Source organism: Bradyrhizobium sp. AZCC 1610 (assembly GCF_036924515.1).
Taxonomy (GTDB): Bacteria; Pseudomonadota; Alphaproteobacteria; order Rhizobiales; family Xanthobacteraceae; genus Bradyrhizobium.
In genome coordinates this window covers 6,687,360-6,710,694 of sequence record NZ_JAZHRR010000001.1, presented here as the reverse complement: position 1 = coordinate 6,710,694, position 23,335 = coordinate 6,687,360, and the positions used below count along the sequence as shown (strand labels likewise).

The window sequence follows — 23,335 nt, the reverse complement described above, 5'->3', positions numbered from 1 at the left end:
TTTCCGGCAGGGCAGTGAATGTGGCTGCACGTGTGCCCTTTCTGCGGCAAGAGATACCTTTTTTTCAGATACTTATCTGCAAACATCGCCCGCACAATTGCGCGGAGTAGGCGTTGCGATGTCGACGAAGAAGCGAACAACAGCAGGGAAGCCCAAGCAGGCGGCGATTGTCCGCTTTCGCGGTCGGCCGGTAAAATCCGGGCCCAAGCCTCCCGCCAAACGCGGGCGTCGCTCGCAGACCGATGATGGCTGCATCATCGGTTTGCGCGTCGATATCACCGAATTGAAACAGCGCGAGGCCTCGTTCCGGCTGCTGTTCGACAGCAATCCGGTTCCGATGATCGTCTGCGCGATGGGCGACGAACGCATTCTCGCCGTCAACGACGCTGCGATCCAGCACTATGGTTACAGCCGCAGCGAATTCGAGAAGCTGACGATCCGCAGCCTGCAGGCCTTCGACGCCGAGCTGCCATGGACCGGCGACGAGCGCACTGCGCGCACGTGGAAGCATGTCCGGGCCGACGGCACGCTGATCGATCTGGCGATCTTTTCACGCCAACTCGTCTATGGCGATCGGCCTGCGATCCTGCTGGCGCTGATGGACACCACCGAACGCAAACGCGCCGAGGCGCGGCTGACTTTCATGGCCGAGCATGACGGCCTGACCGGGCTGCCGAACCGCAATTTGCTGCGTCAGCAGATGGACGATATCCTGCTGCGCACACGCCGCAACGCCGAGCAGGTGGCGGTGCTCGTGCTCGGCCTCGACCATTTCAAGGCGGTCAACGATACGCTCGGCCACGGCATCGGCGACAAGCTCCTGGGCGGCGTTGGCAAGCGATTGCGATCGATGCTGCGCGACGACGATGCGCTGGCCCGGCTCAACTCCGACGAATTCGCAATCGTCCAGAGCGGGGTGACGCGGCCTGAGGATGCGGCGTTCCTGGCGAGGCGCCTGCTGGACGCAATCGGCGACCCCTATCTTCTGGACGGGCATTCCGTCGTGATCGGCGCCAGCATCGGCATTGCGATGTCGCCCGGCGACGGCGACGAATCCGAGAAGCTGTTGAAGAACGCCGACCTCGCATTGTCGCGCGCCAAGAACGATTCGCGCGGCACATTCTCGTTCTTCGAGGCCGGAATGGACGCGCGAGCCCAGACCCGCCGCAAGATCGAAACCGAGCTGCGCGAGGCCGTCCAGGGCGATGCGCTGCGGCCCTATTACCAGCCGCTGGTCGATCTTTCGAACGGGCGCATCACCGGCTTCGAAGCGCTGGTGCGTTGGCCGCATCCCGAGCGCGGCATGATCTCGCCGGCCGAATTCATCCCCGTTGCGGAGGAAACCGGACTGATCAACGCCGTCGGCGGTTTGATGCTGCGCCGCGCCTGCACGGATGCGGCGCAATGGCCCGACGATGTCCACGTCGCGGTCAATCTGTCACCGCTGCAGTTCCGCCTCGGCAATCTGCTGTCGCTGGTAACGGATACGCTGAAGCAATCCGGCCTGCCGGCGAGGCGCCTGGAACTCGAGATCACGGAGACGCTGCTTCTGGAAAAGAGCAGCGAGGTGCTGGCGACCCTGCATGCGCTGCGCGCGCTTGGTGTTCGCATCTCGATGGACGATTTCGGCACCGGCTATTCCAGCCTGAGCTACCTGCGCAGCTTTCCGTTCGACAAGATCAAGATCGACCAGTCCTTCGTGCGCGACCTCGCCGCCAACCCCGACGCGCAGGCGATCGTGCGTTCGATCATCAGCCTCGGCAAGGGCCTGGGCGTCACGATCACGGCGGAGGGCGTCGAGACCGAAGCCGAATTAAACTGTCTGCGCAACGAGGGATGCCACGAGGGGCAGGGCTTTCTGTTCAGCCGCGCGCGGCCCAGCGCGGAGATCGTGAGCATGTTGAAGACGCAGGGCGGCTATGGCGCGGCACTGGTGGCGTAGTGGCGTAGCCCGGATGGAGCGAAGCGAAATCCGGGGCCATCGCGCAGCGGACCAGGTGCAGTCCACCAGTCTGTCCCGGATTGCGCTTCGCTCCATCCGGGCTACGCGCGTCTATTGGCCGTCTTCCGCTTCCGCGCATGATATGTCAGCGCCAGCGCGATGCAGTGGCGCAACGCTTTCTCGGGCACCTCCTCGCCAGCGTCGAGCAGAATGCTACGGTTGCCGCCATACCGCAGTTCCGGATAGAGTTCGCGAAAGGTCTCGACCAGATCGGTCTGGCAGTGGAAGTAGACCGCGTACCGGCCGGCTTCCGCCTTCACGTGGTCGATCCGGATCGTGCTGCCGCTCTTGCTCTCGGTCGTGAGATAACTCGGCTGCCCCCATTTCAGGGTCTCCTCAAGAGCGCCGACGCCTTTGGTCGTCTTGGCGGTGTCGAAGATCAGCCGGCGCAGCGCGAGCAGTCTTGCTTTGACCGGAGTGGGGTAGGCACTGAAGATCGCATCCACCGCGGGCTCTGCAAAATGCCCGCGCGGCCGCGCCACTACGCGCCTTGCGGTTCTCTCTGTTGGCTTCTTCATCCGCCTGTCGGCACCCGCCAAGACTGTTGCGCGTAGCCTAAAGCACGGAGGAGACAGGCGGAAGTGAAGACTGGAGCATTATTGGCGCCTTCGCACCGCCCGAACCGGGACGGCCGCCTCAACGCGCCGTCGGCGGCGTATCGAGATCGCCTGACAGGATCGCCTTGCCGGCATCCTCATAATGGGCGTGGCGGCCCTGAATCTGCTGCGCGATCGCATGCATGTCGCGAAAGCGGCGCTCGAACTTGTTGGCGTTGAATACGGCCGTGGCGCCCGCCATGTGATAGGCGGTGTCGACGACGGCAGCCGATTGATGGATGGTCCAGGTGGTGGCGATGCGAAGCGCTACGCGATGCGCTTCCGTGGTGGCCCCGCCGCCCGCCAGATCGCGCCAGACTTCGGCCGCGGTCGCGTAGAGATAGGCGCGCGCCGCGCGCAAGGTCGCCTCGGTGCGGCCGATCAATCCCTGCACGGCATTGTTGTCGCGCATCGCGTTCAGCGCCTGCGGCGTCTTGGCGCGGGCAAGGTCGATCGCCGCGTCGAGCGTCGCGCGGGCGACGCCGAGCGAGGTTGCCGCAAAGCCCATACCAAACACCATGTTGGTGGAGAGCTTGTACAGCGGCCCGTTTTCGCGCCGGGCCTGGGGTTCGTCGCGAAGCGCTGCAAATTTTTCAGGGATGAAGAGGTCGTCGACCGAATAGGAATCGGTGCCGGTGCCCCGCAAGCCAATCACGTCCCAGACGTCATACATGGTGGCGCTGGTCACCGGAAACAGGATGGTACGGATCTCCGGCGAGCCATCCTGCTTGCGCCGCGGCGTGCCATCGGCCTCGACAACGCGGACATGGGCGCCCAACCAGCTTGCCTGCCGCGAGCCGGAGGCAAAATCCCAGCGTGCGCTGGCTTTGTAGCCGCCCGGAACCGCCTGCACTTCATGGTTGATCGCGCCCCAGGCCAGGATGCCGGGCGCGACGTTGAAGATTTCGTTGGCGGCGTCGGGATCGAGATAGGCCGCGGTCATGGCGCAGACGCTGCACTGGCCAAGGCACCACGCGGTCGAGGCATCCGCCTTGGCGATTTCCTCCTGCATCTGCATGAAGGTTTCGAGCGGCACCTCGGCGCCGCCAAAGCTTTGCGGCAGCAGTGCGCGGTAAAGCCCGTTCTCGATCAGCGCCTGTGTCACCGCTGGCGTCAATCGGCGCGTCCGCTCGATCTCGTCGGCGTCGCGCACGATCAATGGCGCCAGCGCGCGTGCACGCTCGACGAGGTCGAGGCCGGGATGCCTGTTCATGCGCTTCCTCGCATTCTCTTGTTCTTGGGCTTAGCCGCGATGGTGACCCATCCGCCGCCCTCGATCAAGGCAATGGGATCGCGTCCTTCGCACAAGGCATCGCGCCCGAGTCTTGCCCGGGCGGTCTTCCATGGCATTGTCAACGCGCGACGGGGCGCCAGTGGCCGCTCAGGGGCACTCGACTTTACGTTGAAGTTGTGGGCTAATTTCATCTGATCGAAAGGTATCGGGGGAGAATACGATGGCTAGCTTGCGCCCTCCGGGACTGGGACCGTTGGTCGGTGCGACGACGGACAGCACCTGCCGCATCTGGATTCGTGCCGGCGATCCCGCGGACCACAGGGCCGACCTCGATGAAGATCGCCGAACGATCGGCGTGATCGGGATGCTGGACACAAGCAAGCCCCAGGCGACGGTGACCGATGCGTGGTATTTCCGCTTGCAGCGCGAATTCGATCGCACGGGCACTTTTGCGCTCGGCAAGGACGTTCAGCTAGGCTTTTATTCGACCGACTTTCAGGAACAGATTGCCAAGGGCGTCATCAACAGTCTTCCGGCTCCGCTGCCGCCGGAAGCCATTGCCAGGCCGCTGGAGCCGGACAAGCAATACACAGTGCGGTGCGGTACGCTGACGATCGACGACCCTATGCCGAACGCCGCCAGCCTGTCCGACTGGGAGCTGATCCAACGTCTGCCAGATATCAACAAGATAAAGGGCGAACTGCTCGGGCCTAATTTCAAGGAAACAGAATGTCAGGCCACGTTCCGGACCTTCCCAGCGGCGGCCGGCGCGGTCGAAGACTCCCTGTCCTTTCTGCTCGGCTCCTGCCGTTATCCGGGTCTGTTGTGGAAGATCAAGGAAGCCGATCGAATCTTCGGACCGATGCAGGCGCACTTCAAAGGCGGCCCCTTGGGCAAGCCGGCCCGCTATACCATGATGTGTGGGGACCAGGTTTATGCCGACATGCTGAACCGCATGATTCCGATTCTGAGGGCCGACACCTTCGAGGAATTCCAGGAGCGGTATTTGACCGCCTATAGCGGACCGAATCTGCGTCAGCTCCTGCGCAGCTCGACCACTTACATGATTCTGGACGATCACGAAATCGAGGACAATTGGACGCAAGACCGGGTCACGGACCAGGGACAGCACCATCTCTTCAATATCGCCATCGGCGCCTATCAGAGCTACCAGTGGAGTCACAGCCCGCGCACGTTCGGGCAACTATTCTATTACACGTTCGAGTGCGGCGGTTATCCGACCTTCGTGCTCGACACGCGGACGCAACGCTTCAAGGACGATCAGGTCGGCCTGCGCGACAACCATTTGCTGGGTCGCCCGAGCATCGATCCGGATCATCCCGGCCAGCTCCAGCGTTTGCTCGATTGGCTTTCGGTGCAGCAGAAGCAGCGCAAGAACGTGCCGAAATTTATAGTTACCTCGAGTGTTTTCGTTCCGAACGACATGAGCGAGCGCATCGCGCCTGTTCAAGGAATGACAAAGGGGATCAAGTCAAAGACCGCAGACAACATGCTGTTCGGCGAATACTGGAATCGCGACCGCCGCAATGACAGCGATAGCTGGCCGGCTTATCCGAACACCCGGCTCGCCTTGCTGAAGCATATCGTCGATGAAAAGATCCAGAACGTCGTGTTTCTCGCCGGTGATATTCACTGCTCGAATACGGCGGTCATCGAGTTTGATGGCAAGGACGCCAAGGGCCTCAAGGCGTTCTCGATTACCTCTTCTGCATTCTATTGGCCGTTCCCGTTCGCCGATGGCGACCCCAACAACTACGTGCACAATTCGCGGGATGCCAAGCAGAGTGACCCGTTCCCGATCGGAACGGATGCGGCCATGCATTACAAATCGTTCGGTTACACCCAGGAGGATAATTTCACGCGTATCGATCTCGACAAGGCGGCGAGCACGCTCACCGTGCGCGTGTTTGACAAGGAAGGTAACCCGGTTCTTGTTGGTCCTGACAACAACAAGCAGCCACTGATCAATACGCTTCAACTCGCCAGTTGGAGCTGACGCAGGCCAAAGCTCAATTCACGCCGCCGCCCGCCCCAGATCGAGCGACGGTCGCTTGGCTGACGGGAAGCTCAGCGCCACGGCGACCGCAGCCATGCCGATCGCGAAGGACCCCACATAGAGCCAGTTGTAGGCGTGGAAGGTGTCGAACACCCATCCGCCGGCGAGCGGGCCCAGCGCCATGCCGAGGCTGGCGAAGGCGGAGACGGCGCCGAACATGCTGCCCATGATGCGCACGCCGAAATATTCACGCACCAGCACGGCGTAGAGCGGCATCACGCCGCCATAGGCGAGACCGAAGATCACCGACAGCGCGTAGAATTCGCCGAGCTGGCCGACCGCGAGAAAGGTGGCGATCGACATAGCCTGCACGAACAGGCCGCCGACCAGAACGTGCTTGGCGCCGAAGCGATCGGCCAGGACGCCGAGCAGCAGCCGGCCGCCGAGGCCGGAGAAGCCGGCAAGGCTGTAGACGGTGACCGCGGTCAAAGGCGCGATGCCGCAGATCATGGCGTAACTCACCAGGTGGAAGATCGGTCCGGAATGCGCTGCGCAGCAGGCGAAATGCGCTCCTGCCAGGATGATGAATTGTGGTGTTCGCAGCGCCTGCCCGACGGTCCACTGCTGCCCCTCAGGCACGCCCGCCCCATTTGCAGCAGCCGATGTTGACGGCGCCGGCGGCTGTCGCACCAGCAACGAAGCCGGAATCAACAGCGCCAATGCGACAATGCCGATCACCAGCATCGCCGTGCGCCAGTCATAGGTCGTGATCAGCCAGCTCGCGAACGGGGCGACCGTCAGCGGGGAAACGCCCATGCCGGCGGTTACCAGCGCAACGGCGAGGCTGCGGTGGTGTTCGATCCAGGCGCTCGCCGCTGCAACCATCGGCGCGTAGAAACTGCCGGCCGAAATCCCAATCAAGACGCCGAACGCCAGCTGGAACTGCCACAGGCTCGTGGCCTGGCTCGCCCCGATCAGCCCGGCGCCGAGCAGCAGCGTGCCTGATAGTACGACGATGCGGGTGCCGAACCGGTCGGACAGCGCGCCCCAGAAGAACGCCGACAGTCCCATGGCAAGAAAGTCAATCGTGGCCGCCGCCGACACGCCGCTGCGCGACCAGCCCATCGTCTCCGAAATTGGCTGCAGGAACACGGCCAGCGACAACATCGACCCGAACGCGACGCAGGTCATCAGCGCGCCCACAGCAACCACAACCCAGCCGTAGGAAGATCTGGAGGACTTGCTCATGCGTTTCCTTGCGCGTGTGATGTTGTTTGTATGCGCGGGGTAATGGTGGCCTATTCGCCGTCGCCGATCAAGACGTGCGCAGAGACCGACCCGCTTCAAGAAAACGCGTCAAATCAAGAATCTGAAGTCCAGTTTCAATTTGATCGAACGGACGGTTGCAGTGGGACGCGGTCAGGCGCACGTGAAGCAGAGACAGAATCGACTTCACGTTGTATGTGTAGGATGCTACGTCCTAGATTGGTGCGAGATTTCAATTGGGGGAGGAAGCATGGCAAGCTTGCGTCCACCGGGGCTGGGTCCAGTGGTCGGTGCGACAACCGACAGCACCTGCCGAATCTGGATCCGAGCGGGCGATCCCGCAATTCATAAGACCGATCTCGATGAATATCGTCGGACCATCGGCGTGATCGGGATGCTGAATGCAACTAAGACACAGATAACTGATGCTTGGTACTTCCGGTTGCGACGCGAATTTGATCGCGCGGGTACCTTTACGCTCGGTGAGGATGTCCAATTAGGTTTTTCTTTCACCGATTGGCAGGACCTACTTGCAAAGGGTGTCATCACCGGTCCTCCGGACCCGCTGCCGCCGGAAGCCATTCCAGCTTTTTTGGAACCGGGTAAAGAGTACACGGTACGGTGCGGCACGCTGACAATTGATGACCCGACGCCAGCCGCTAGCTTATCCGATTGGGAACTCATCCGGCGTCTGCCGGACATCAACATGATCAAGGGCGACCTTTTCGGCCCCAACTTTAAATCGAAAGCCTGCGAGGCGACGTTCCGCACTTTCGTCACGGCACAAGGTTCGGGGCTGATGGATGAAGCCGAGACGCGAGACGTGCCTCCTCCGATTCCGCCAAAACAAGGCCACGGCCCTCACTTTGAAATTAATGAGCGTGGCGTGATATCATTCGCTCCGCCTCAGTTTCTTGATCGACAAGGCAACAATGTTGATCGTCTGAGAAAGTTACACCCGAACCTGAGAGATATTTCGACAGGTTTGGTAACTAGCCTTGGTGCGGGCAATGTACCTCATTGGCATCTGCGAGATCGCGCTATTGCATACTCGAAGCTTGTAGATCAAAAACTCGAAGATATTGATTTTGCTCTTCTCTATGTCGAAGGTGTTAGGCTAGCTAATGCAGATAGGGCTACCAAGAAAAAGATATCAGAGGAAGAGTTGCCCTCTCTAGATACGCAGGTCCACGAAGCAGTTGAAAGTCTATTGCACCTGCACGGTACATTTGTACTCTCTACCGCTGCGGGTACCGAATTTCTAGCTGACGAAGAACGTTTCCAGCGGAATCCAAAGGAAGAAATCGAGTATCGCGAAGCAGCTGTCGAGTTCGCGCGGAGCTTACAAAATAAGCCACACATTATCGATCAAGCGGCTGCAGCGTTTGTTTTAGGTACAACAGAAGAAATTGGAAAAGGCTCGAATCTTGAACGCTCAGGAGTTGTAGCTGATGCGACCATCAAGAACGTTGCGATCACCGTTTCTACCGCGGCGGTTCTTGCCGCGCTATCTGCTGGAGCAGTTGCTTCGGGTTCCGCCGCTCTCATAGTTGGTGCCGGCGCGACCGTACTCGTTGCGGGCGAAGGATTAAAGCGATCCAAGTCTTTTGAGATTGTGGCCTCCTTGGTTACGCGGGGTCTGGATAAGGCCTCCGATACCGAGATAGCCGCTTTTTTCAATAAACTAGCGGAGCACTCAACAGCGCAGCTAGGATTTGTAATTTCGCTAGAATCCCAGCTGCGGCGGTTAGCTGCCAAGGGGAGGGAGCTCAACTGGTTGAATCAGACTCTCGACTGGATCAAAAATCAATCGAAGCGCCATCCGCCACCCTCTAAATAGCCTCAGCTACCCACCTTCAGCGCCGCAATGAACGCTTCCTGCGGGATGTCGACCTTGCCGAACTGCTGCCGCATCTCCAGAAGCATGCGTTTGAGCGTGATGTTGGATTGCGTCGGTTCCGATGAATTTGGCAAGCGCCCCACCGATCACACGCGCTGCGATGATGGCGTCGTGCCGCTGATTTGCCCGTGAGGCATCACGCCGGCAATCGGCGGCTACTTTGCATGGGGTTGTTTTCGATATTTTTGTTGTCCGGTCACGGAAGCCTCAGACCGGACCCAATCTCATCATGCTTTGGCGGTTGAGCATTCGCCTCAGCTATCCACCTTCAGCGCCGCGATAAACGCTTCCTGCGGGATGTCGACCTTGCCGAACTGCCGCATCTTCTTCTTGCCTTCCTTCTGCTTCTCCAGAAGTTTGCGTTTGCGCGTGATGTCGCCGCCGTAGCATTTGGCGGTGACGTCCTTGCGCAGTGCGCGGACGGTTTCGCGGGCGATCACCTTGCCGCCGATCGCGGCCTGGATCGGGATCTGGAACATGTGCGGCGGGATCAGTTCCTTCATCTTCTCGACCATGGCGCGGCCGCGGCCCTCGGCGCGGGCGCGATGCACCAGCATCGACAGCGCATCGACCGGCTCGTTGTTGACCAGGATCTGCATCTTGACGAGATCCGCCACCTTGTAATCGGTCAGATGATAGTCGAACGAGGCGTAGCCCTTGGAGACCGATTTCAGGCGGTCGTAGAAATCGAACACGACTTCGTTGAGCGGCAGATCGTATTTCACCATCGCGCGGGAGCCGACGTAAGTCAGCTCCTTCTGCGCGCCGCGGCGGTCCTGGCAAAGTTTCAGCACGCTGCCGAGATATTCGTCCGGCGTGAGGATCGTGGCTTCGATCCAGGGCTCCTCGATGTCGGCGATCTTGACCACGTCGGGCATGTCGACGGGGTTGTGGATCTCGATCTCCTGGCCGTCGGTCAGGTGCATCTTGTAGATCACGCTCGGCGCCGTCGCGATCAGATTAAGGTCGAACTCGCGCGACAGCCGTTCCTGGATGATTTCCAGATGCAAGAGGCCGAGGAAGCCGCAGCGGAAGCCGAAGCCCAGCGCCGCCGAAGTTTCCATCTCGTAAGAGAAGCTGGCGTCGTTGAGCCGCAGCTTGCCCATCGCGGCGCGCAGCGTCTCGAAATCGTTGGCGTCGACCGGGAACAGGCCGCAGAACACAACGGGGATCGCCGGCTTGAAGCCCGGCAGCATCTCGGTGACTGGCTTCTTGTCATCGGTGATGGTGTCGCCGACGCGGGTGTCGGCCACTTCCTTGATCGCCGCGGTGATGAATCCGATCTCGCCGGGGCCGAGTTCGTCGACCTGCTCCATCTTGGGCGTGAAGAAGCCGACGCGCTCGACATCATAGGCTGCATTGGTGCCCATCATGCGGATGCGGCTACCCTTCTTCATGGTGCCATCGACCACGCGAATGAGCACGACGACGCCGAGATAGACGTCGTACCAGCTATCGACCAGCAGCGCCTTCAGCGTAGCATCCCGGTCGCCCTTCGGCGGCGGCAGGCGGGTCACGATCGCTTCCAGCACGTCTGGAACGCCCAGGCCCGTCTTGGCCGAAATCATCACCGCTTCCGACGCATCGATGCCGATCACGTCCTCGATCTGCTGCCTTATCTTCTCGGGCTCGGCCGCGGGCAAGTCGACCTTGTTGAGGACCGGAACGATCTCGTGATTGTTGTCGAGCGCCTGATAGACGTTGGCGAGCGTCTGCGCTTCGACGCCCTGGCTGGCGTCGACCACCAGCAGCGATCCCTCGCAGGCCGCCAGCGACCGCGAGACTTCGTAGGCGAAGTCGACATGGCCGGGCGTGTCCATCAGGTTGAAGATGTAGTCCTTGCCGTCCTTGGCACGGTAGTTCAGCCGCACCGTCTGCGCCTTGATGGTGATGCCGCGCTCGCGCTCGATATCCATGGAATCGAGCACCTGTTCCTTGCCCGCCATTTCGCGGTCCGTCAGCCCGCCCGTCATCTGGATCAGGCGGTCGGCCAGCGTCGATTTGCCATGGTCGATATGGGCGACGATGGAGAAGTTGCGGATGTTGGAAATGGGGACGGTTGTCATGGGGCGCGGGATAGCATTCACACCCCCGTGCGGCAACCATCTTGCTGTATTCCAAGGGGGTGTGGAGACGAATCAGCCGGGCTTTTCCGGGGCCTCCGGTTATCGATTTCCGGGTGTCTTTCTGCTAGATCTGGCGCCATCGAAAACCTGGATCCGACGATGCGCTGGACCACTCTTGCCGCAGGGCTGCTCGCCGTGCTTTTCGTCTCGCCGGCAGTTGCCGAAAAGCGCGTAGCGCTGGTCGTCGGCAATTCGGCCTATCAGAACGTATCGCGGCTGGAGCATCCGAAGAGCGACGCGCTGCTGGTGGCCGACACGCTGAAGCGGCTGGGTTTCACCTTGGTTGGCGGACAGGCCCAGGTGGAGCTGGACAAGGCAGGCTTCGACACCGCCGTCCAGCGCTTCGGCAGTCAGCTGATGGGCGCGGACGTCGCGCTGTTCTACTACGCAGGCCACGGCATCCAGGTCCGTGGAACGAATTATCTGGTTCCGGTCTCGGCGAATCCCACGCGCGAGGCTGACGTCGATTTCCAGATGGTCGATGTCAATCTGGTGCTTCGCCAGATGGAAGGGGCGGGAACGCGGCTCAATATCGTGATTCTGGACGCCTGCAGGAACAACCCGTTCGGCGGACGCGGGCTTCGCACCGCTGACGGTGGTCTCGCCCAAGTCCGCGCACCGGAAGGCACACTGCTGTCCTACGCGACTCAGCCGGGCAACGTCGCGCTGGATGGCGATGACGGACATAGCCCCTACACGCGAGCGCTGGTCGAGACGATGCAAAAACCCGGGCTCGATGTGCTGCAGACCTTCAATCAGGTCGGCCTGGTCGTCAAACGTGCCACCGGAAGCGCGCAGCAACCCTGGGTATCGACCTCGCCGATCGATGGGACCTTTTACTTTTCCGGCAACGCGCCGGCGCAGGTTGCAACAGCTGACCCGTCGTCAACGGTGCTGCCGCCGACAACAAACCTGCCTCCACTCGCATCGCCGGTTGCGCGCGCGCAGCCGGATTTCATCTTCCCGGACTCGGACAGCCGCCATCTTTCCGAGGGCGATCTCAGCAAGCTCAGCAAGGACGATCGGCGGATCGCCCGCAATGAAATCTTTGCCCGGCGCGGCCGCTACTTCAATGCGCCGGACCTCACCGCGCGATTTAGCAAGTTCGCCTGGTACGCTCCGCACACATGGGATCCCGACCTCAACGCGGTCGAGCGCGCGAACGTCGCGTTGATCGATCGGTTCGAGTCTGGCGGGGGCGCAGTGCAGAGCGGCTTCATCTTTCCTGATTCCGACCGCCGCCTGCTGACGCCCGGCGATCTGCAGCGAATGTCCAAGGACGACCTTCGGATCGCCCGCAACGAGATTTTTGCCCGCAGGGGTCGCTATTTCGAAGCTGCCGATCTCAAGGCGCGCTTCGAGCGGTTCTCCTGGTACGCACCGAACACCTGGAATCCGAGGCTCAATGCGACCGAACAGGCCAATATCGCGCTGATCGAGCAGGCCGGGAAGCGTTGAATGGCCACGCGGTGGGCGGTTTGTGCCTTTGCCGTTCTAGCGCTCATGCCAGCGTTCGCGCATGGCGAAAGCAGAGGCAGGCTGCTGGATCGGCTCGTTCGCGCCTATCCCGATGCTCTGTCAGGGCACGACGACAAGACGATTACTTGGCGCGACGGCACCATCATGCCCGTGGACGACGGCGTTGCCGAGAAGTCGTTCGAGCAGTTGTTACGCAATGCGTCCATTCTCGATCAGATGCGGCTGGCATATCCCACGGGAGCATCTGCGCTGCCTGCTCCAAATGTCGATCCTGGACGATTCCGGAACGAGGCCTTCTTCAAAAAAATGTATGGCGACTGCAATGCGGGCGAGGTCAAACGGAATCTCGTGACGATTATCTGGTTACCCCGATCATGGGGCAAACCGGTCCAGGTCACACGGGTCAATGGCGTGGCCGAGCGCCTCAAGCAGGTGTCTGCGGAGATCGATGCGCTGGATCCCGCGGTGCGCGCGGCCGCATTTCCAATCGCGGGCGTCCTGTCGTGCCGTAACGTCGCCGATACCGGGAAGATGAGTATGCACGGCTACGCCGCCGCCATCGACTTGAACTTGAAGTACTCGGACTACTGGCTGTGGGCGGAAAAAGGCAAGTCCATTTCCTACAAGAACCGAATGCCGCAACAGATTGTCGACATCTTCGAGCGCCACGGATTCATCTGGGGCGGCAAGTGGTATCACTACGACACCATGCACTTCGAGTATCGTCCGGAACTTCTGGGCAAATGAATCCGGGGCGGCTAAGGCCTTCGTTCACGCCAAGCTGATTTCACCAGCCGCAAAAACGCGCTAGGCACGAGCCATGTCGACTGCATCCATTTTGCCCACGGCCGCGCGCGGCAAGCGCATTCCCACGATCCGGCGGCTCGGGGCGTGGCTGGCCTCGCGCGCCGGCGATCCCAAGACCGAACCTATGGCCGGCCTGTGGCTGGTGACCGGCTTTGCCGTGGTTCACGCGGTCCTGTGGACGCTGATCCTGGTCAATCTGAAGACCGGGCAGGACGTTCACATGGACGTCGCGGAAGCCTACGCCTGGGGACAGAAGTTCCTCCTCGGCTATGGCAAGCACCCGCCGCTGTCGGGATGGGTCGCCGGCGCCTGGTTCATGCTGTTTCCGGTCACCGACTGGGCGACCTATGCGCTGGCGATGGCGACGCTGGCTTGCGGGCTCGTGATCTGCTGGCTGCTGGCGTTGCGCGTGGTCGATCGCCGGCGCGCGTTCTTCGTCGTGGTGATGCTGGCGCTCTATCCGATCTTCAACTTCAAGGGTTTCAAGTACAATCCGGACCTGTTGCAGCTCGTCACGCTGCCGCTCGTCGTGCTGGCTTATCTCGACGCGTTCGAGAAGCGCAGCATCAGGTCCGGCGTGTGGCTCGGGCTCGCCGGTGCGCTGGCGCTGATGACCAAATACTGGGTGCTGACCATGATCGGCGCCATCGGCCTTGCCGCGCTGATCCATCCCGCGCGCCTGCAATTCCTGCGCTCGCCGGCGCCGTGGGTCGCGATTGCCACGCTAGTGGTGGCGATGCTGCCGCATTTGATGTGGCTGAAGCAGGTCAATTTCGTCCCGCTCACCTATGCCGGCGATACCTACTCCCTCACTGACCGCGCGATGATCGACGATCTCGCACTCGGCTATGTCTTGCATAATCTCGCGCTGCTGGCCTTGCCGGTGGTGCTCGGCGCGATCGCGCTTGGCTGGCGGCCGCTCCGCTTGACGCCGTTTCCGGCTCTGGCGCGTGGCGCCAATTCGGGCGTGAACATGTCTCAGGCGCTCAATGTCTGGATCATCCAGGCGGTGGTGGCGATCGGGCCGCCACTCGGCGCGCTGATATTCCACGTCTACATCAAGACCGACTGGGGCATCCCGCTGTTCTTCCTGCTGCCGCTCGCGCTGATCGCGATCCCAGCGGTGCGGGTCCGGAAAATCGCGTTGTTGAATCTGACGGCGACCTGGCTGGTGATTTCGCTCGTCGTGCTGGCGGCATCGCCAAAGATCGTCGCCTATGAACTCGGCGAAAAGCGCACCGCAGGCGCGACCTACCGGGCGCGTTCCGAACTCGCCCGCGAATTGACGGAAGCCTGGCACACGCGCTTTCATTCGCGCTGGCCGGTGGTTGCGGCCTATACCGATACCGGCCAGCCCGTCACCTTCTACAGCCCCGATCATCCGGCGCCGCTGACCCCTGACGAGCCATGGTCGTCCGGCCTGACTTCGCTCGACGAAGCGAAGCGATCGGGCTTCATCGGCATCTGCGAGGTCGGCGACTGGAAGCTCGAAAAATGCGAGGCGTGGATGAAGACCCATGCCGCCAATGGCGAGCGCATGGTGATGACCACGCGGCGATTCTTCTTGGGCATGCCCGGCCCCGCGACGGCCTGGAACATCTTCATCGTGCCGCCGGCCAAATAGCGGCTACAAGAAAATCAAAAGGGGTAACGCATGGATCTCGACCTGACGGACAAGACGGCGCTCGTCACCGGTTCGACGCGCGGCATCGGGCTCGCGACCGCAATCGGGCTTGCGCAAATGGGTGCGGAGGTGATCGTCAACGGGCGCGACAAGGCGGCGGTCGGCGAGGCCGTGGCAAAAGTCCAACAGGCCGCACCGTCGGCCAAGGTGCACGCGGCGACGTTTGATCTCGGCCATGCGGCGGGCTGTGCCGCGCTGGTGGAGCAATTCCCCGACGTCGACATCCTCGTCAACAATCTCGGCATCTACGAGCCGAAGGGCTTCTTCGAGATCGAAGACGCCGATTGGACCAAAATGTTCGAAGTCAACGTCATGAGCGGGGTCCGGCTGACCCGGCATTATTTGAAGCGGATGCTTGATAACAAGGACTGGGGCCGCGTCGTGTTCGTCTCCAGCGAGTCCGGCGTCTATATACCGAAGGAGATGGTGCATTACGGTTTCTCGAAGTCGGCGCAGCTCGTCATCGCGCGCGGCGCAGCGGAGACCACCAAGGGCACCAACGTAACAGTCAATTCGGTGATGCCGGGCCCCACCTGGGTCGAGATGGCGCCGGTCCGCCTGGCCGCGCGCGCCGAGGCTGCCGGAACCACCGTCGACGATCTGGTCCAGCGCACCTTCACCGAACGCCGCCCGGCATCGCTGCTGCAGCGTTACGCCAAGCCGGAAGAGGTCGCCAACCTGATTTGCTACGTCTGCTCGAAAGCCTCCAGCGCCACCAACGGCGCCGCGCTTCGTGTCGACGGCGGGATTGTCACCAATCCGTTTTGATAGATTTGGAATGGCTCTGGTTTACCTCGCCCCGCTCGCGGGGAGAGGTCGGATTGCGAAGCGATCCGGGGGGTACAGGTCCATCAATTCGCACCGGCTTCGCGGAGAGAGCCCCTCACCCCAACCCTCTAAGAGCGAGCTTCGCTCGTCTCGACCCCGCAAGAGCGGGGCGAGGGAGCCGAACAGAATCACACGCCTTCTTCGTTGAACTTGTCAGCGACCAGCGCGGCGATCGCATCCACCGCTTGCTGCGCATCGGGGCCGATCGCGGAGACCGTGACAGAGGTTCCCGGTCCCGCCGCCAGCATCATCAACCCCATGATCGAGGTTCCGCCGACGGTCTCGCTGCCGCGCGTCACCCAGACTTCGGCATTGAAGCGTTCGACCATCTGGACGAACTTGGCCGAGGCCCGCGCGTGCAGGCCGCGCTTGTTGATGATTTGAAGTTCCCGCGAAATGGCGCCCGCAGGCACGCTCGGCCCGAGTTCCTTTTCGGGCGAGGCCTCGTCGCTCATTTGCCGGCGAGCACGCGGCTGGCGATGGTGACGTATTTGCGGCCGGCTTCCTGGGCCATGGCGATGGCGTCGGGAAGCGAGCGCTCTTCGCGCACCTTGGCGAGCTTGACCAGCATGGGAAGATTGATGCCTGCGAGCACTTCCACCTTGGGGCGGCTCATGCAGGAAATCGCAAGGTTGGAAGGCGTGCCGCCGAACATGTCGGTGAGGATCGCGACACCATCACCGCTGTCAACGCGATTCACCGCTTCGATGATATCGCTTCGACACAGATCGGAGTCGTCCTCGGCTCCAATCGTGATGGCTTCAATTTGTTTTTGCGGACCCATGACATGTTCGAGCGCCGCCTTGAACTCGTCGGCAAGGCGCCCATGGGTCACAAGCACTAGACCAATCATCGGAAACTCCTCGCGGGTGCTTTTTGGTGCACCGCACGAACGCGCCACTTTGACCATCCAGAGGCCCCGCGCAAGAGGGCATCTTGGCTATAGTTCCGGTATTTGGCGGTAAACAGTGGGGCCTGTGCCGGTTTATTCGGTGGCGATATTGGGGCTTATATGGTTACCAATCCCCTTCGAACAATCATCCAAAGGTTGGAGGGAACCTGAACTTGCGGTTGTTGTCAGGGCAGCTGCAATCAACGGGAGGGGGTCATAGCCTGTTCCGACGGGGATTCGCGGTAATAAAACACCGTTTAGGCTGATGGAGAGCGCTTCGGGCGGCGGCAGCCGCTCCGCGTCGCTGGCTGCGAGGTCGGCGATCAGGCCGATCACCGCCGCCCCAACAAAGTCACAATGGCGAATGCCGAGGCCCCGGACCTCGATCAGGCCGGCCAGTTCCGGCGCCGGCCGGACCCACAATTCTCCGGCGACTGTGTCGAGATGGACACGGTCATCGCCAACCAGAACGGCCGGCGGAAGCTGTCCGCCGCGTCCGGCGAGAATCAGGTCGAAGGCCAGCCGCGACTTGCCGGCGCCTGACGGCCCGCGGATCAGCACGGCGCGATTGCCCACCAGCACAGCGGAGGCGTGCACGCTCGCAACCGGCGTCATGGTGTGGGCAGCCTGACCACGAACCGTGCGCCGACCACCGTCGGCTTGCCGTCGGCGTCGGCCGGGCCGTGGCGATTTTCCGCCCAGACCCGCCCGTTATGCGCTTCGATGATCTGCTTGGAGATCGAAAGTCCCAGGCCCGAGTTCTGGCCAAAGCCCTGATGCGGCCGGTCGGTGTAGAAGCGCTCGAAGATGCGCTCCAGCGCATCCTCGCCGATGCCCGGCCCGTCGTCATCGACGACGATTTCGATTTCCGAGCGCACGCGGCGGCAGGTGACGCGCACCTTCCCGCCGGGATTGGAGAAGGATTGCGCGTTGGACAGCAGGTTGGAGATCACCTGCCCGAGCCGGGAATCATGGCCCGGTACCGAGAACGTGTCGGTGGCTCCGCGGCCCTCGAAGCGCGCCTCGACCGCGACGTCGTGGCCGAGCCGGGTTTCGTTGGCGACCGACGTGAGCGTCGTCAAGAGCCGGCGCAGGTCGACCGGCGCCATGTCCTGGCGCTGCAATTCGGCATCGAGACGGCTGGCGTCGGAAATATCCGAGATCAGCCGGTCGAGCCGCCTGACATCGTGCTCGATCACCTCGAGCAGGCGCGCACGGCTGGTTTCGTTGCGCGCCAGCGGCAGCGTCTCCACCGCCGACCGCAGCGAGGTCAGCGGGTTCTTCAATTCATGGGCGACGTCGGCGGCGAACATCTCGATCGCCTCGATGCGGCTATAGAGCGCATTCGTCATGTCGCGCAGCGCGCCGGACAGATGGCCGATCTCGTCGCGGCGGCGGGTGAAATCGGGAATCTCGACGCGGGTCTGGATGCGCCGGCGGACGCGCTCGGCGCCGTCGGCCAGTCGCCGCACCGGACCCGCGATCGTGCTCGCCAGCAGTAGCGACAGCACGATCATGACCGCGGAGGCGACGCCGCCAACCTTCAGGATCGCCAGCCGCTCGGCGGTGACCATCTGGTCGATGTCGTCGCCCTGCGTCGAGAGCATCAGCGCGCCGTGCACGGCGCGGAACCGCTGCACCGGCACTGCGACCGAGACGATCACCTCGCCGCGGTCGTTGACCCGCACCATGCTGCTCTTGACGCCGTCGAGCGCCTGCACGATTTCCTGGTAGCCCTTGCCGTTTTCCGGACCCAGCTCGCGATAGAGCGGGAGGTCGCCGCGATTGAGCCAGGTGCGGATCGAGATCGTGGCGCGCTCGACGAAACCCGGTTTCTCCGTCGACGGCGGCGGCAGTTCGAAACGCAACACGTCGCCGCGGCCATAGAGGCTGCGGCTGTCGAGGATCATGCCGCCGTCGCCGCCATAGATGCGCGCGCGAGTCTTGGTCGGCGAGATCAGCCGCCGCAGCACCGGCGCGACGCGCTCCGGATTGATCGGAAAATCGAGACCTGAGGATTCATCCGGCGCGCCGTAGCTTTCGCCGGGCTTGAGGTCGAGCAGGCGGTCCGGATCGATGGTGATGGTGTTGGTTTCGACGGTGGCGGAGGCGGCAATCGCGCCGGCGATGATTTCGGCCTGCACCAGAAGGCTCTGCGCGCGCGCGTCGATCAGGCCGGCGCGGAACTGCGAGAGATAGAGAATGCTCGCCACCAGCGCGACGAGGCCCGCCAGATTGAGCGAAACGATCCGGCGCGTGAGGCTGGAGAAAGAGAGCGCGAAGAAGAATTGCCCAGCCCGGCGCAACCAGCCGAGCGGCCGCCGCCAGCCCTTCTCGCCCGCATTATCGTCGACAATGCGATCCCGATCGCGGAGCTCGGGGGCTTCCTCGTGGTTCAGGCTGGGATCGGGCTGCGTTCGATCTAGCAATGGCTGAGACTGCCGGTTGTGATGCGCCGCTCTGTAATTCTACGCTGAGCGGGCGGATGTGTCAGTCGGCACATCCGCCCGGAAAACGCAGATCAGGCTTCCTTGAAGCGATAGCCGACGCCATACAGCGTCTCGATCATTTCAAAATCGTCGTCCACCACCTTGAACTTCTTGCGCAGGCGCTTGATGTGGCTGTCGATGGTGCGATCGTCGACATAGACCTGATCGTCATAGGCCGCGTCCATCAGCGCGTTGCGGCTTTTCACCACACCGGGCCGCGTCGCCAGCGCCTGCAGGATCAGGAATTCCGTCACCGTCAGCGTCACCGGCTCGTTCTTCCAGGTGCAGGTATGACGTTCTGGATCCATCCGCAGCAGGCCGCGGTCGAGCGCGCGCGCATCCGGCTCCTTCGGCACGGCGGTTGGATCCTTGGGCTGGCCGCGGCGGAGCACGGCCTTGACGCGCTCGACCAGAAGGCGCTGCGAGAACGGCTTGCGGATGAAATCGTCCGCGCCCATCTTGAGACCGAACAATTCGTCGATCTCTTCATCCTTGGAGGTCAGGAAGATCACCGGCAGATCGGACTTCTGCCGCAGCCGGCGTAGCGTTTCCATGCCGTCCATGCGCGGCATCTTGATGTCGAGGATCGCGAGGTCCGGCGGCGAAGTGCGGAAGCCGTCGAGCGCCGAAGCACCATCCGTGTAGGTCATGATGCGATAGCCTTCGGCTTCGAGCGCGATCGACACGGAAGTGAGAATGTTGCGGTCATCATCGACCAGGGCGATTGTGGGCATGAGCCTGCTTTCGAATAAGAGAGTGGCTTAAACGGCGGGCAAATCAGCCAGACGCCGCATAAATGGGCTTCGTGTACACAGTCAACGAGCAATGCAAGCTGGGCTGAAGTGTGACCGAGTTCCGCAAAACGCTCCTGCGGGGATACGCCGTCCCCATATAGCACCCTGTCTGGGGGAGAAAAGCCCCCTTTTTGCAACAAGATGCCCGGAAGGGAACCATGCAGCCGACCTCAGATTTTGATGCTTCCAAACTCGCCCGTTCGCTCTTGCGGCGCAGCCGGCAGGGCGCGCTCGCCACCCTTATGCCCGAAAGCGGCGATCCCTATTGCTCGTTGGTTAACGTCGCAAGCCACGCCGACGCGTCCCCGATTCTGCTGATTTCGCGGCTCGCGCTGCATACGAAAAATATTTTCGGCGACAGCCGCGTATCGCTGATGCTGGACGAGCGCGCCGCCGGCGATCCCCTGGAGGGCGCGCGAATCATGCTGGCGGGCCGGGCCGAGGAGGCCACAGGGGAGGCTGCGAAAATCCTGCGGCGGCGCTACCTCAACGCCCATCCATCCGCGGAAACCTTTGTGGATTTCAAGGACTTTTCGTTCTTTCAGATTGCCCCGTCAGGCCTGCACCTGGTCGCCGGTTTTGGCCGCATCATCGACCTCAAGCCAGAGCAGTTTCTGACCGAGATCGGCGATGCCGCCGATTTGCTGGAAGCCGAGCAGGGTGCCGTCGAGCATATGAACGAGGATCACCGCGAGGCGATGAACCTCTATGCGACCAAACTGCTGGGGGCAGAGCCTGCCGTTTGGCGCTGCACCGGCTGCGATCCTGATGGCATGGACTTGCAGGCCGGCAGCGCGACGCTGCGGCTTGATTTCCCGGAACGGGTCGCCAGCGCCATGGCATTGCGCAAGATGCTGGTTCGGCTGGCGGGTGAGGCGCGGGCCAAGGGCTAACAAGGGTTAATGTTTGCTGTCATCGATTGCGGATTTTAACGGGTGCGGAAGTTTCCGCGACCTAACCCATGTCCGCGCAACGGTGACCAGCGAAGGCCCGCATGAAATCCGACGCCGCCGACGAGTTCGACGCAGTCGCCAAAAACCTCGGCGTCGCGGCTGCCGATATTCACCGCGGCGAGGACGCCGGCGAAACCACGCTCAAGCGCACGCCGCTCGCCGAGTGCGGCATTGTCTATTTCGCCACCCACGGTCTCGTCGCCGGTGATGCTGGTGCTGAGCATTCCGAAGCGGCCTGCTCACCGCGAGCGACGTTGTGCAACTGAAGCTCGACGCCGATTGGGCGGTATCTGCGCCAAACGGACAGGACGCCGCGCGCTGAATTTTTTTGTTGTGCGTCGCAGCAATCTTCGGTCGGCAGTGACGGATGGTCGCGCAACCACGACGGCAAAACAACGAAAAGCGCCGCAGCAAGCGATTGATGCATATCAACCGCCCTCGCTGGAATAAACCAAATCGCGTGGATCGGCTTGGCAAGCCCAGCGTTCATCAGTATTAGGTCGCCGGACCGAGGCCGGAAGGCTATATTCAGGGGTCACCGCGACAGAGCGCGTCAAGCGACAGGCGCGCGATTCGAGTAACGCGGGTTCGAGGAGGATTTCTTCGTGCAAGAGACGGGTCTACGCAACGGTGCCTTCGGCGCCGACAAATTCGGCTTAAAGAATCTCAAATCGGTGCACTGGAATCTCGGTGCGCCGCAGCTCTATCAATATTCGCTCTCCGCGGGTGAAGCTGTATTGTCGGCGGATGGCGCGTTGTGTGCGGACACCGGTGAGTTCACCGGCCGCAGCCCCAAGGACAAGTTCACGGTTCGCGATGCGACCACCGACAAGAACATGTGGTGGGCCGGCAACCAGTCGATCACCGCGGACCAGTTCTCCGCGCTCCATGCCGACTTCCTCAAGCATGCCGAAGGCATGACGCTGTTTGCGCAGGACCTCTACGGCGGCGCGGATCCGAGCTTCCAGATCAAGACGCGCGTCTTCACCGAGCTCGCCTGGCACTCGCTGTTCATCCGCACGTTGCTGATCCGTCCCGAGGCGTCCGCGCTGAAGGATTTCGTGCCCGAACTCACCATCATCGACCTGCCGAGCTTCCGCGCCGATCCCAAACGGCATGGTGTGCGCTCGGAGAACGTCGTCGCGATCGATTTCGCCCGCAAGATCGTCCTGATAGGCGGGTCTTATTATGCCGGCGAGATGAAGAAGTCGGTCTTCACCACGCTGAACTATTATCTGCCCGCGAAGGGCGTAATGCCGATGCACTGCTCGGCCAATGTCGGCCCCAAGGGCGACACCGCGATCTTCTTCGGCCTGTCCGGCACCGGCAAGACCACGCTGTCGGCCGATCCGAACCGTACCCTGATCGGCGACGACGAGCACGGCTGGGGCAATGACGGCGTCTTCAATTTCGAGGGCGGCTGCTACGCCAAATGCATCAAGCTGTCGAAGGAAGCCGAGCCGCAGATCTTCGCGGCCAGCAGCCGCTTCGGCGCCGTGCTTGAGAACGTCGTGATGGACGAGCGGACCCGCGTGGTCGACTTCGACGACGGGTCGAAGACCGAGAACACCCGTTCGGCCTATCCGCTCGACTTCATCCCGAACGCTTCACGCACCGGCCGCGCCGGCCAGCCGAAGAACGTCGTGATGCTGGCGGCCGATGCCTTCGGCGTGCTGCCGCCGATTGCAAAGCTTTCGCCGGCGCAGGCGATGTATCACTTCCTGTCCGGCTACACCGCCAAGGTCGCCGGCACCGAGCGCGGTCTCGGCAACGAGCCGCAGCCGGAATTCTCCACCTGCTTCGGCTCGCCGTTCCTGCCGCTCGATCCTTCCGTCTACGGCAACATGCTGCGTGAGCTGATTGCGAAGCACAATGTCGATTGCTGGCTGGTCAACACCGGCTGGACCAGCGGCAAATACGGCACCGGCAGCCGGATGCCGATCAAGGTGACGCGCGCGCTGCTGACCGCCGCGCTCGACGGCAGCCTGCGCAACGTCGAATTCCGCACCGACAAATATTTCGGATTTGCGGTGCCGACCGCGCTGCCGGGCGTGCCGAGCGAGATTCTCAATCCCGTCAATACCTGGAAGGACAAGGCCGAGTTCGACAAGACCGCCCGTAGCCTGGTCGGCATGTTCCAGAAGAACTTCGCCAAGTTCGAAGCCCAGGTCGACGCCGAAGTCCGCGCCGCCGCGCCGGACCTGAAGCTCGCGGCGGAGTAACCGGCAAACGATAACGAACACATTTGAAAAGGGCGGCTCCATGAGC

At 62.1% G+C, this 23,335-nt stretch carries 20 protein-coding genes; 10 read left to right on the top strand and 10 right to left on the bottom strand.

Annotated features, from left to right (window positions below; translation table 11 throughout):
* The first annotated feature begins 118 nt into the window (after positions 1–118).
* Positions 119–1,942 (top strand): putative bifunctional diguanylate cyclase/phosphodiesterase, encoded by a 1,824-nt coding sequence (locus V1279_RS32890; protein ID WP_334444625.1) that lies wholly within the window; start codon positions 119–121, stop codon positions 1,940–1,942.
* A 101-nt stretch (positions 1,943–2,043) separates the two neighbouring features.
* Here the strand turns inward: V1279_RS32890 and V1279_RS32885 are convergent, their stop codons facing one another.
* Positions 2,044–2,520, bottom strand: a complete 477-nt coding sequence (locus tag V1279_RS32885; RefSeq protein ID WP_334444623.1) for a DUF1801 domain-containing protein — start codon at positions 2,518–2,520, stop codon at positions 2,044–2,046.
* Between the two features lie 118 nt (positions 2,521–2,638).
* Positions 2,639–3,811 carry an acyl-CoA dehydrogenase family protein gene (locus tag V1279_RS32880; protein ID WP_334444621.1) on the bottom strand — a complete coding sequence of 391 codons (1,173 nt, stop codon included), beginning with the start codon at positions 3,809–3,811 and terminating at the stop codon, positions 2,639–2,641.
* A 241-nt stretch (positions 3,812–4,052) separates the two neighbouring features.
* Between V1279_RS32880 and V1279_RS32875 the strand changes: the two genes are divergently transcribed.
* On the top strand, positions 4,053–5,849 hold the full coding sequence (locus V1279_RS32875) for an alkaline phosphatase D family protein (protein WP_334444619.1): 1,797 nt from the start codon (positions 4,053–4,055) through the stop codon (positions 5,847–5,849).
* An 18-nt stretch (positions 5,850–5,867) separates the two neighbouring features.
* Here V1279_RS32875 and V1279_RS32870 read toward each other — a convergent pair whose 3' ends face one another.
* Complete coding sequence (locus V1279_RS32870) at positions 5,868–7,097, bottom strand: MFS transporter (RefSeq protein ID WP_334444617.1); 1,230 nt, start codon at positions 7,095–7,097, stop codon at positions 5,868–5,870.
* Between the two features lie 268 nt (positions 7,098–7,365).
* Here V1279_RS32870 and V1279_RS32865 point away from each other — a divergent pair, with 268 nt between their 5' ends.
* Positions 7,366–8,955: a hypothetical protein gene (locus tag V1279_RS32865; protein WP_334444615.1), complete on the top strand. Its 1,590-nt coding sequence runs from the start codon at positions 7,366–7,368 to the stop codon at positions 8,953–8,955.
* 2 nt (positions 8,956–8,957) lie between these two features.
* Here V1279_RS32865 and V1279_RS32860 read toward each other — a convergent pair whose 3' ends face one another.
* Both V1279_RS32860 and lepA read right to left on the bottom strand, forming a co-directional pair.
* Positions 8,958–9,089, bottom strand: coding sequence for a hypothetical protein (locus V1279_RS32860; protein ID WP_334444613.1), 132 nt, complete (start codon positions 9,087–9,089; stop codon positions 8,958–8,960).
* Positions 9,090–9,269: 180 nt separating this feature from the next.
* Positions 9,270–11,081: a translation elongation factor 4 gene (gene lepA / locus V1279_RS32855; protein WP_334444611.1), complete on the bottom strand. Its 1,812-nt coding sequence runs from the start codon at positions 11,079–11,081 to the stop codon at positions 9,270–9,272.
* A gap of 159 nt (positions 11,082–11,240) precedes the next feature.
* Between lepA and V1279_RS32850 the strand changes: the two genes are divergently transcribed.
* The 4 genes from V1279_RS32850 (at position 11,241) to V1279_RS32835 (ending at position 15,879) form a co-directional block, all read left to right on the top strand.
* Positions 11,241–12,599, top strand: a complete 1,359-nt coding sequence (locus tag V1279_RS32850) for a YARHG domain-containing protein (RefSeq protein WP_334444609.1) — start codon at positions 11,241–11,243, stop codon at positions 12,597–12,599.
* Positions 12,600–13,367 carry a M15 family metallopeptidase gene (locus V1279_RS32845; protein ID WP_334444607.1) on the top strand — a complete coding sequence of 256 codons (768 nt, stop codon included), beginning with the start codon at positions 12,600–12,602 and terminating at the stop codon, positions 13,365–13,367.
* A gap of 73 nt (positions 13,368–13,440) precedes the next feature.
* Positions 13,441–15,051 (top strand): glycosyltransferase family 39 protein, encoded by a 1,611-nt coding sequence (locus V1279_RS32840; protein ID WP_334444605.1) that lies wholly within the window; start codon positions 13,441–13,443, stop codon positions 15,049–15,051.
* Positions 15,052–15,081: 30 nt separating this feature from the next.
* Complete coding sequence (locus V1279_RS32835; RefSeq protein ID WP_334444603.1) at positions 15,082–15,879, top strand: SDR family NAD(P)-dependent oxidoreductase; 798 nt, start codon at positions 15,082–15,084, stop codon at positions 15,877–15,879.
* Between the two features lie 188 nt (positions 15,880–16,067).
* Here the strand turns inward: V1279_RS32835 and V1279_RS32830 are convergent, their stop codons facing one another.
* From V1279_RS32830 to V1279_RS32810, 5 genes are all read right to left on the bottom strand, one after another.
* Positions 16,068–16,394 (bottom strand): HPr family phosphocarrier protein, encoded by a 327-nt coding sequence (locus tag V1279_RS32830; protein WP_334444601.1) that lies wholly within the window; start codon positions 16,392–16,394, stop codon positions 16,068–16,070.
* Positions 16,391–16,792 (bottom strand): PTS sugar transporter subunit IIA, encoded by a 402-nt coding sequence (locus V1279_RS32825; protein WP_024339151.1) that lies wholly within the window; start codon positions 16,790–16,792, stop codon positions 16,391–16,393. Before V1279_RS32825 ends, V1279_RS32830 begins: the two co-directional genes overlap by 4 nt.
* A gap of 132 nt (positions 16,793–16,924) precedes the next feature.
* Positions 16,925–17,446 (bottom strand): HPr kinase/phosphorylase, encoded by a 522-nt coding sequence (locus tag V1279_RS32820; protein WP_334444599.1) that lies wholly within the window; start codon positions 17,444–17,446, stop codon positions 16,925–16,927.
* Positions 17,443–19,260: a sensor histidine kinase gene (locus tag V1279_RS32815; RefSeq protein WP_334444597.1), complete on the bottom strand. Its 1,818-nt coding sequence runs from the start codon at positions 19,258–19,260 to the stop codon at positions 17,443–17,445. Before V1279_RS32815 ends, V1279_RS32820 begins: the two co-directional genes overlap by 4 nt.
* Before the next feature lie 92 nt (positions 19,261–19,352).
* Positions 19,353–20,054 carry a response regulator transcription factor gene (locus V1279_RS32810; RefSeq protein ID WP_027541437.1) on the bottom strand — a complete coding sequence of 234 codons (702 nt, stop codon included), beginning with the start codon at positions 20,052–20,054 and terminating at the stop codon, positions 19,353–19,355.
* Positions 20,055–20,272: 218 nt separating this feature from the next.
* Between V1279_RS32810 and V1279_RS32805 the strand changes: the two genes are divergently transcribed.
* The 3 genes from V1279_RS32805 (at position 20,273) to V1279_RS32795 (ending at position 23,289) form a co-directional block, all read left to right on the top strand.
* A complete protein-coding gene (locus tag V1279_RS32805) occupies positions 20,273–21,007 on the top strand; it encodes a HugZ family pyridoxamine 5'-phosphate oxidase (protein ID WP_334444595.1) in 735 nt (244 codons plus the stop codon).
* Positions 21,008–21,108: 101 nt separating this feature from the next.
* Entirely contained in the window at positions 21,109–21,333 is a 225-nt protein-coding gene (locus V1279_RS32800; protein WP_334444593.1) for a hypothetical protein, read from the top strand.
* A gap of 339 nt (positions 21,334–21,672) precedes the next feature.
* On the top strand, positions 21,673–23,289 hold the full coding sequence (locus V1279_RS32795) for a phosphoenolpyruvate carboxykinase (protein WP_334444591.1): 1,617 nt from the start codon (positions 21,673–21,675) through the stop codon (positions 23,287–23,289).
* The last annotated feature ends 46 nt before the right edge of the window (positions 23,290–23,335 follow it).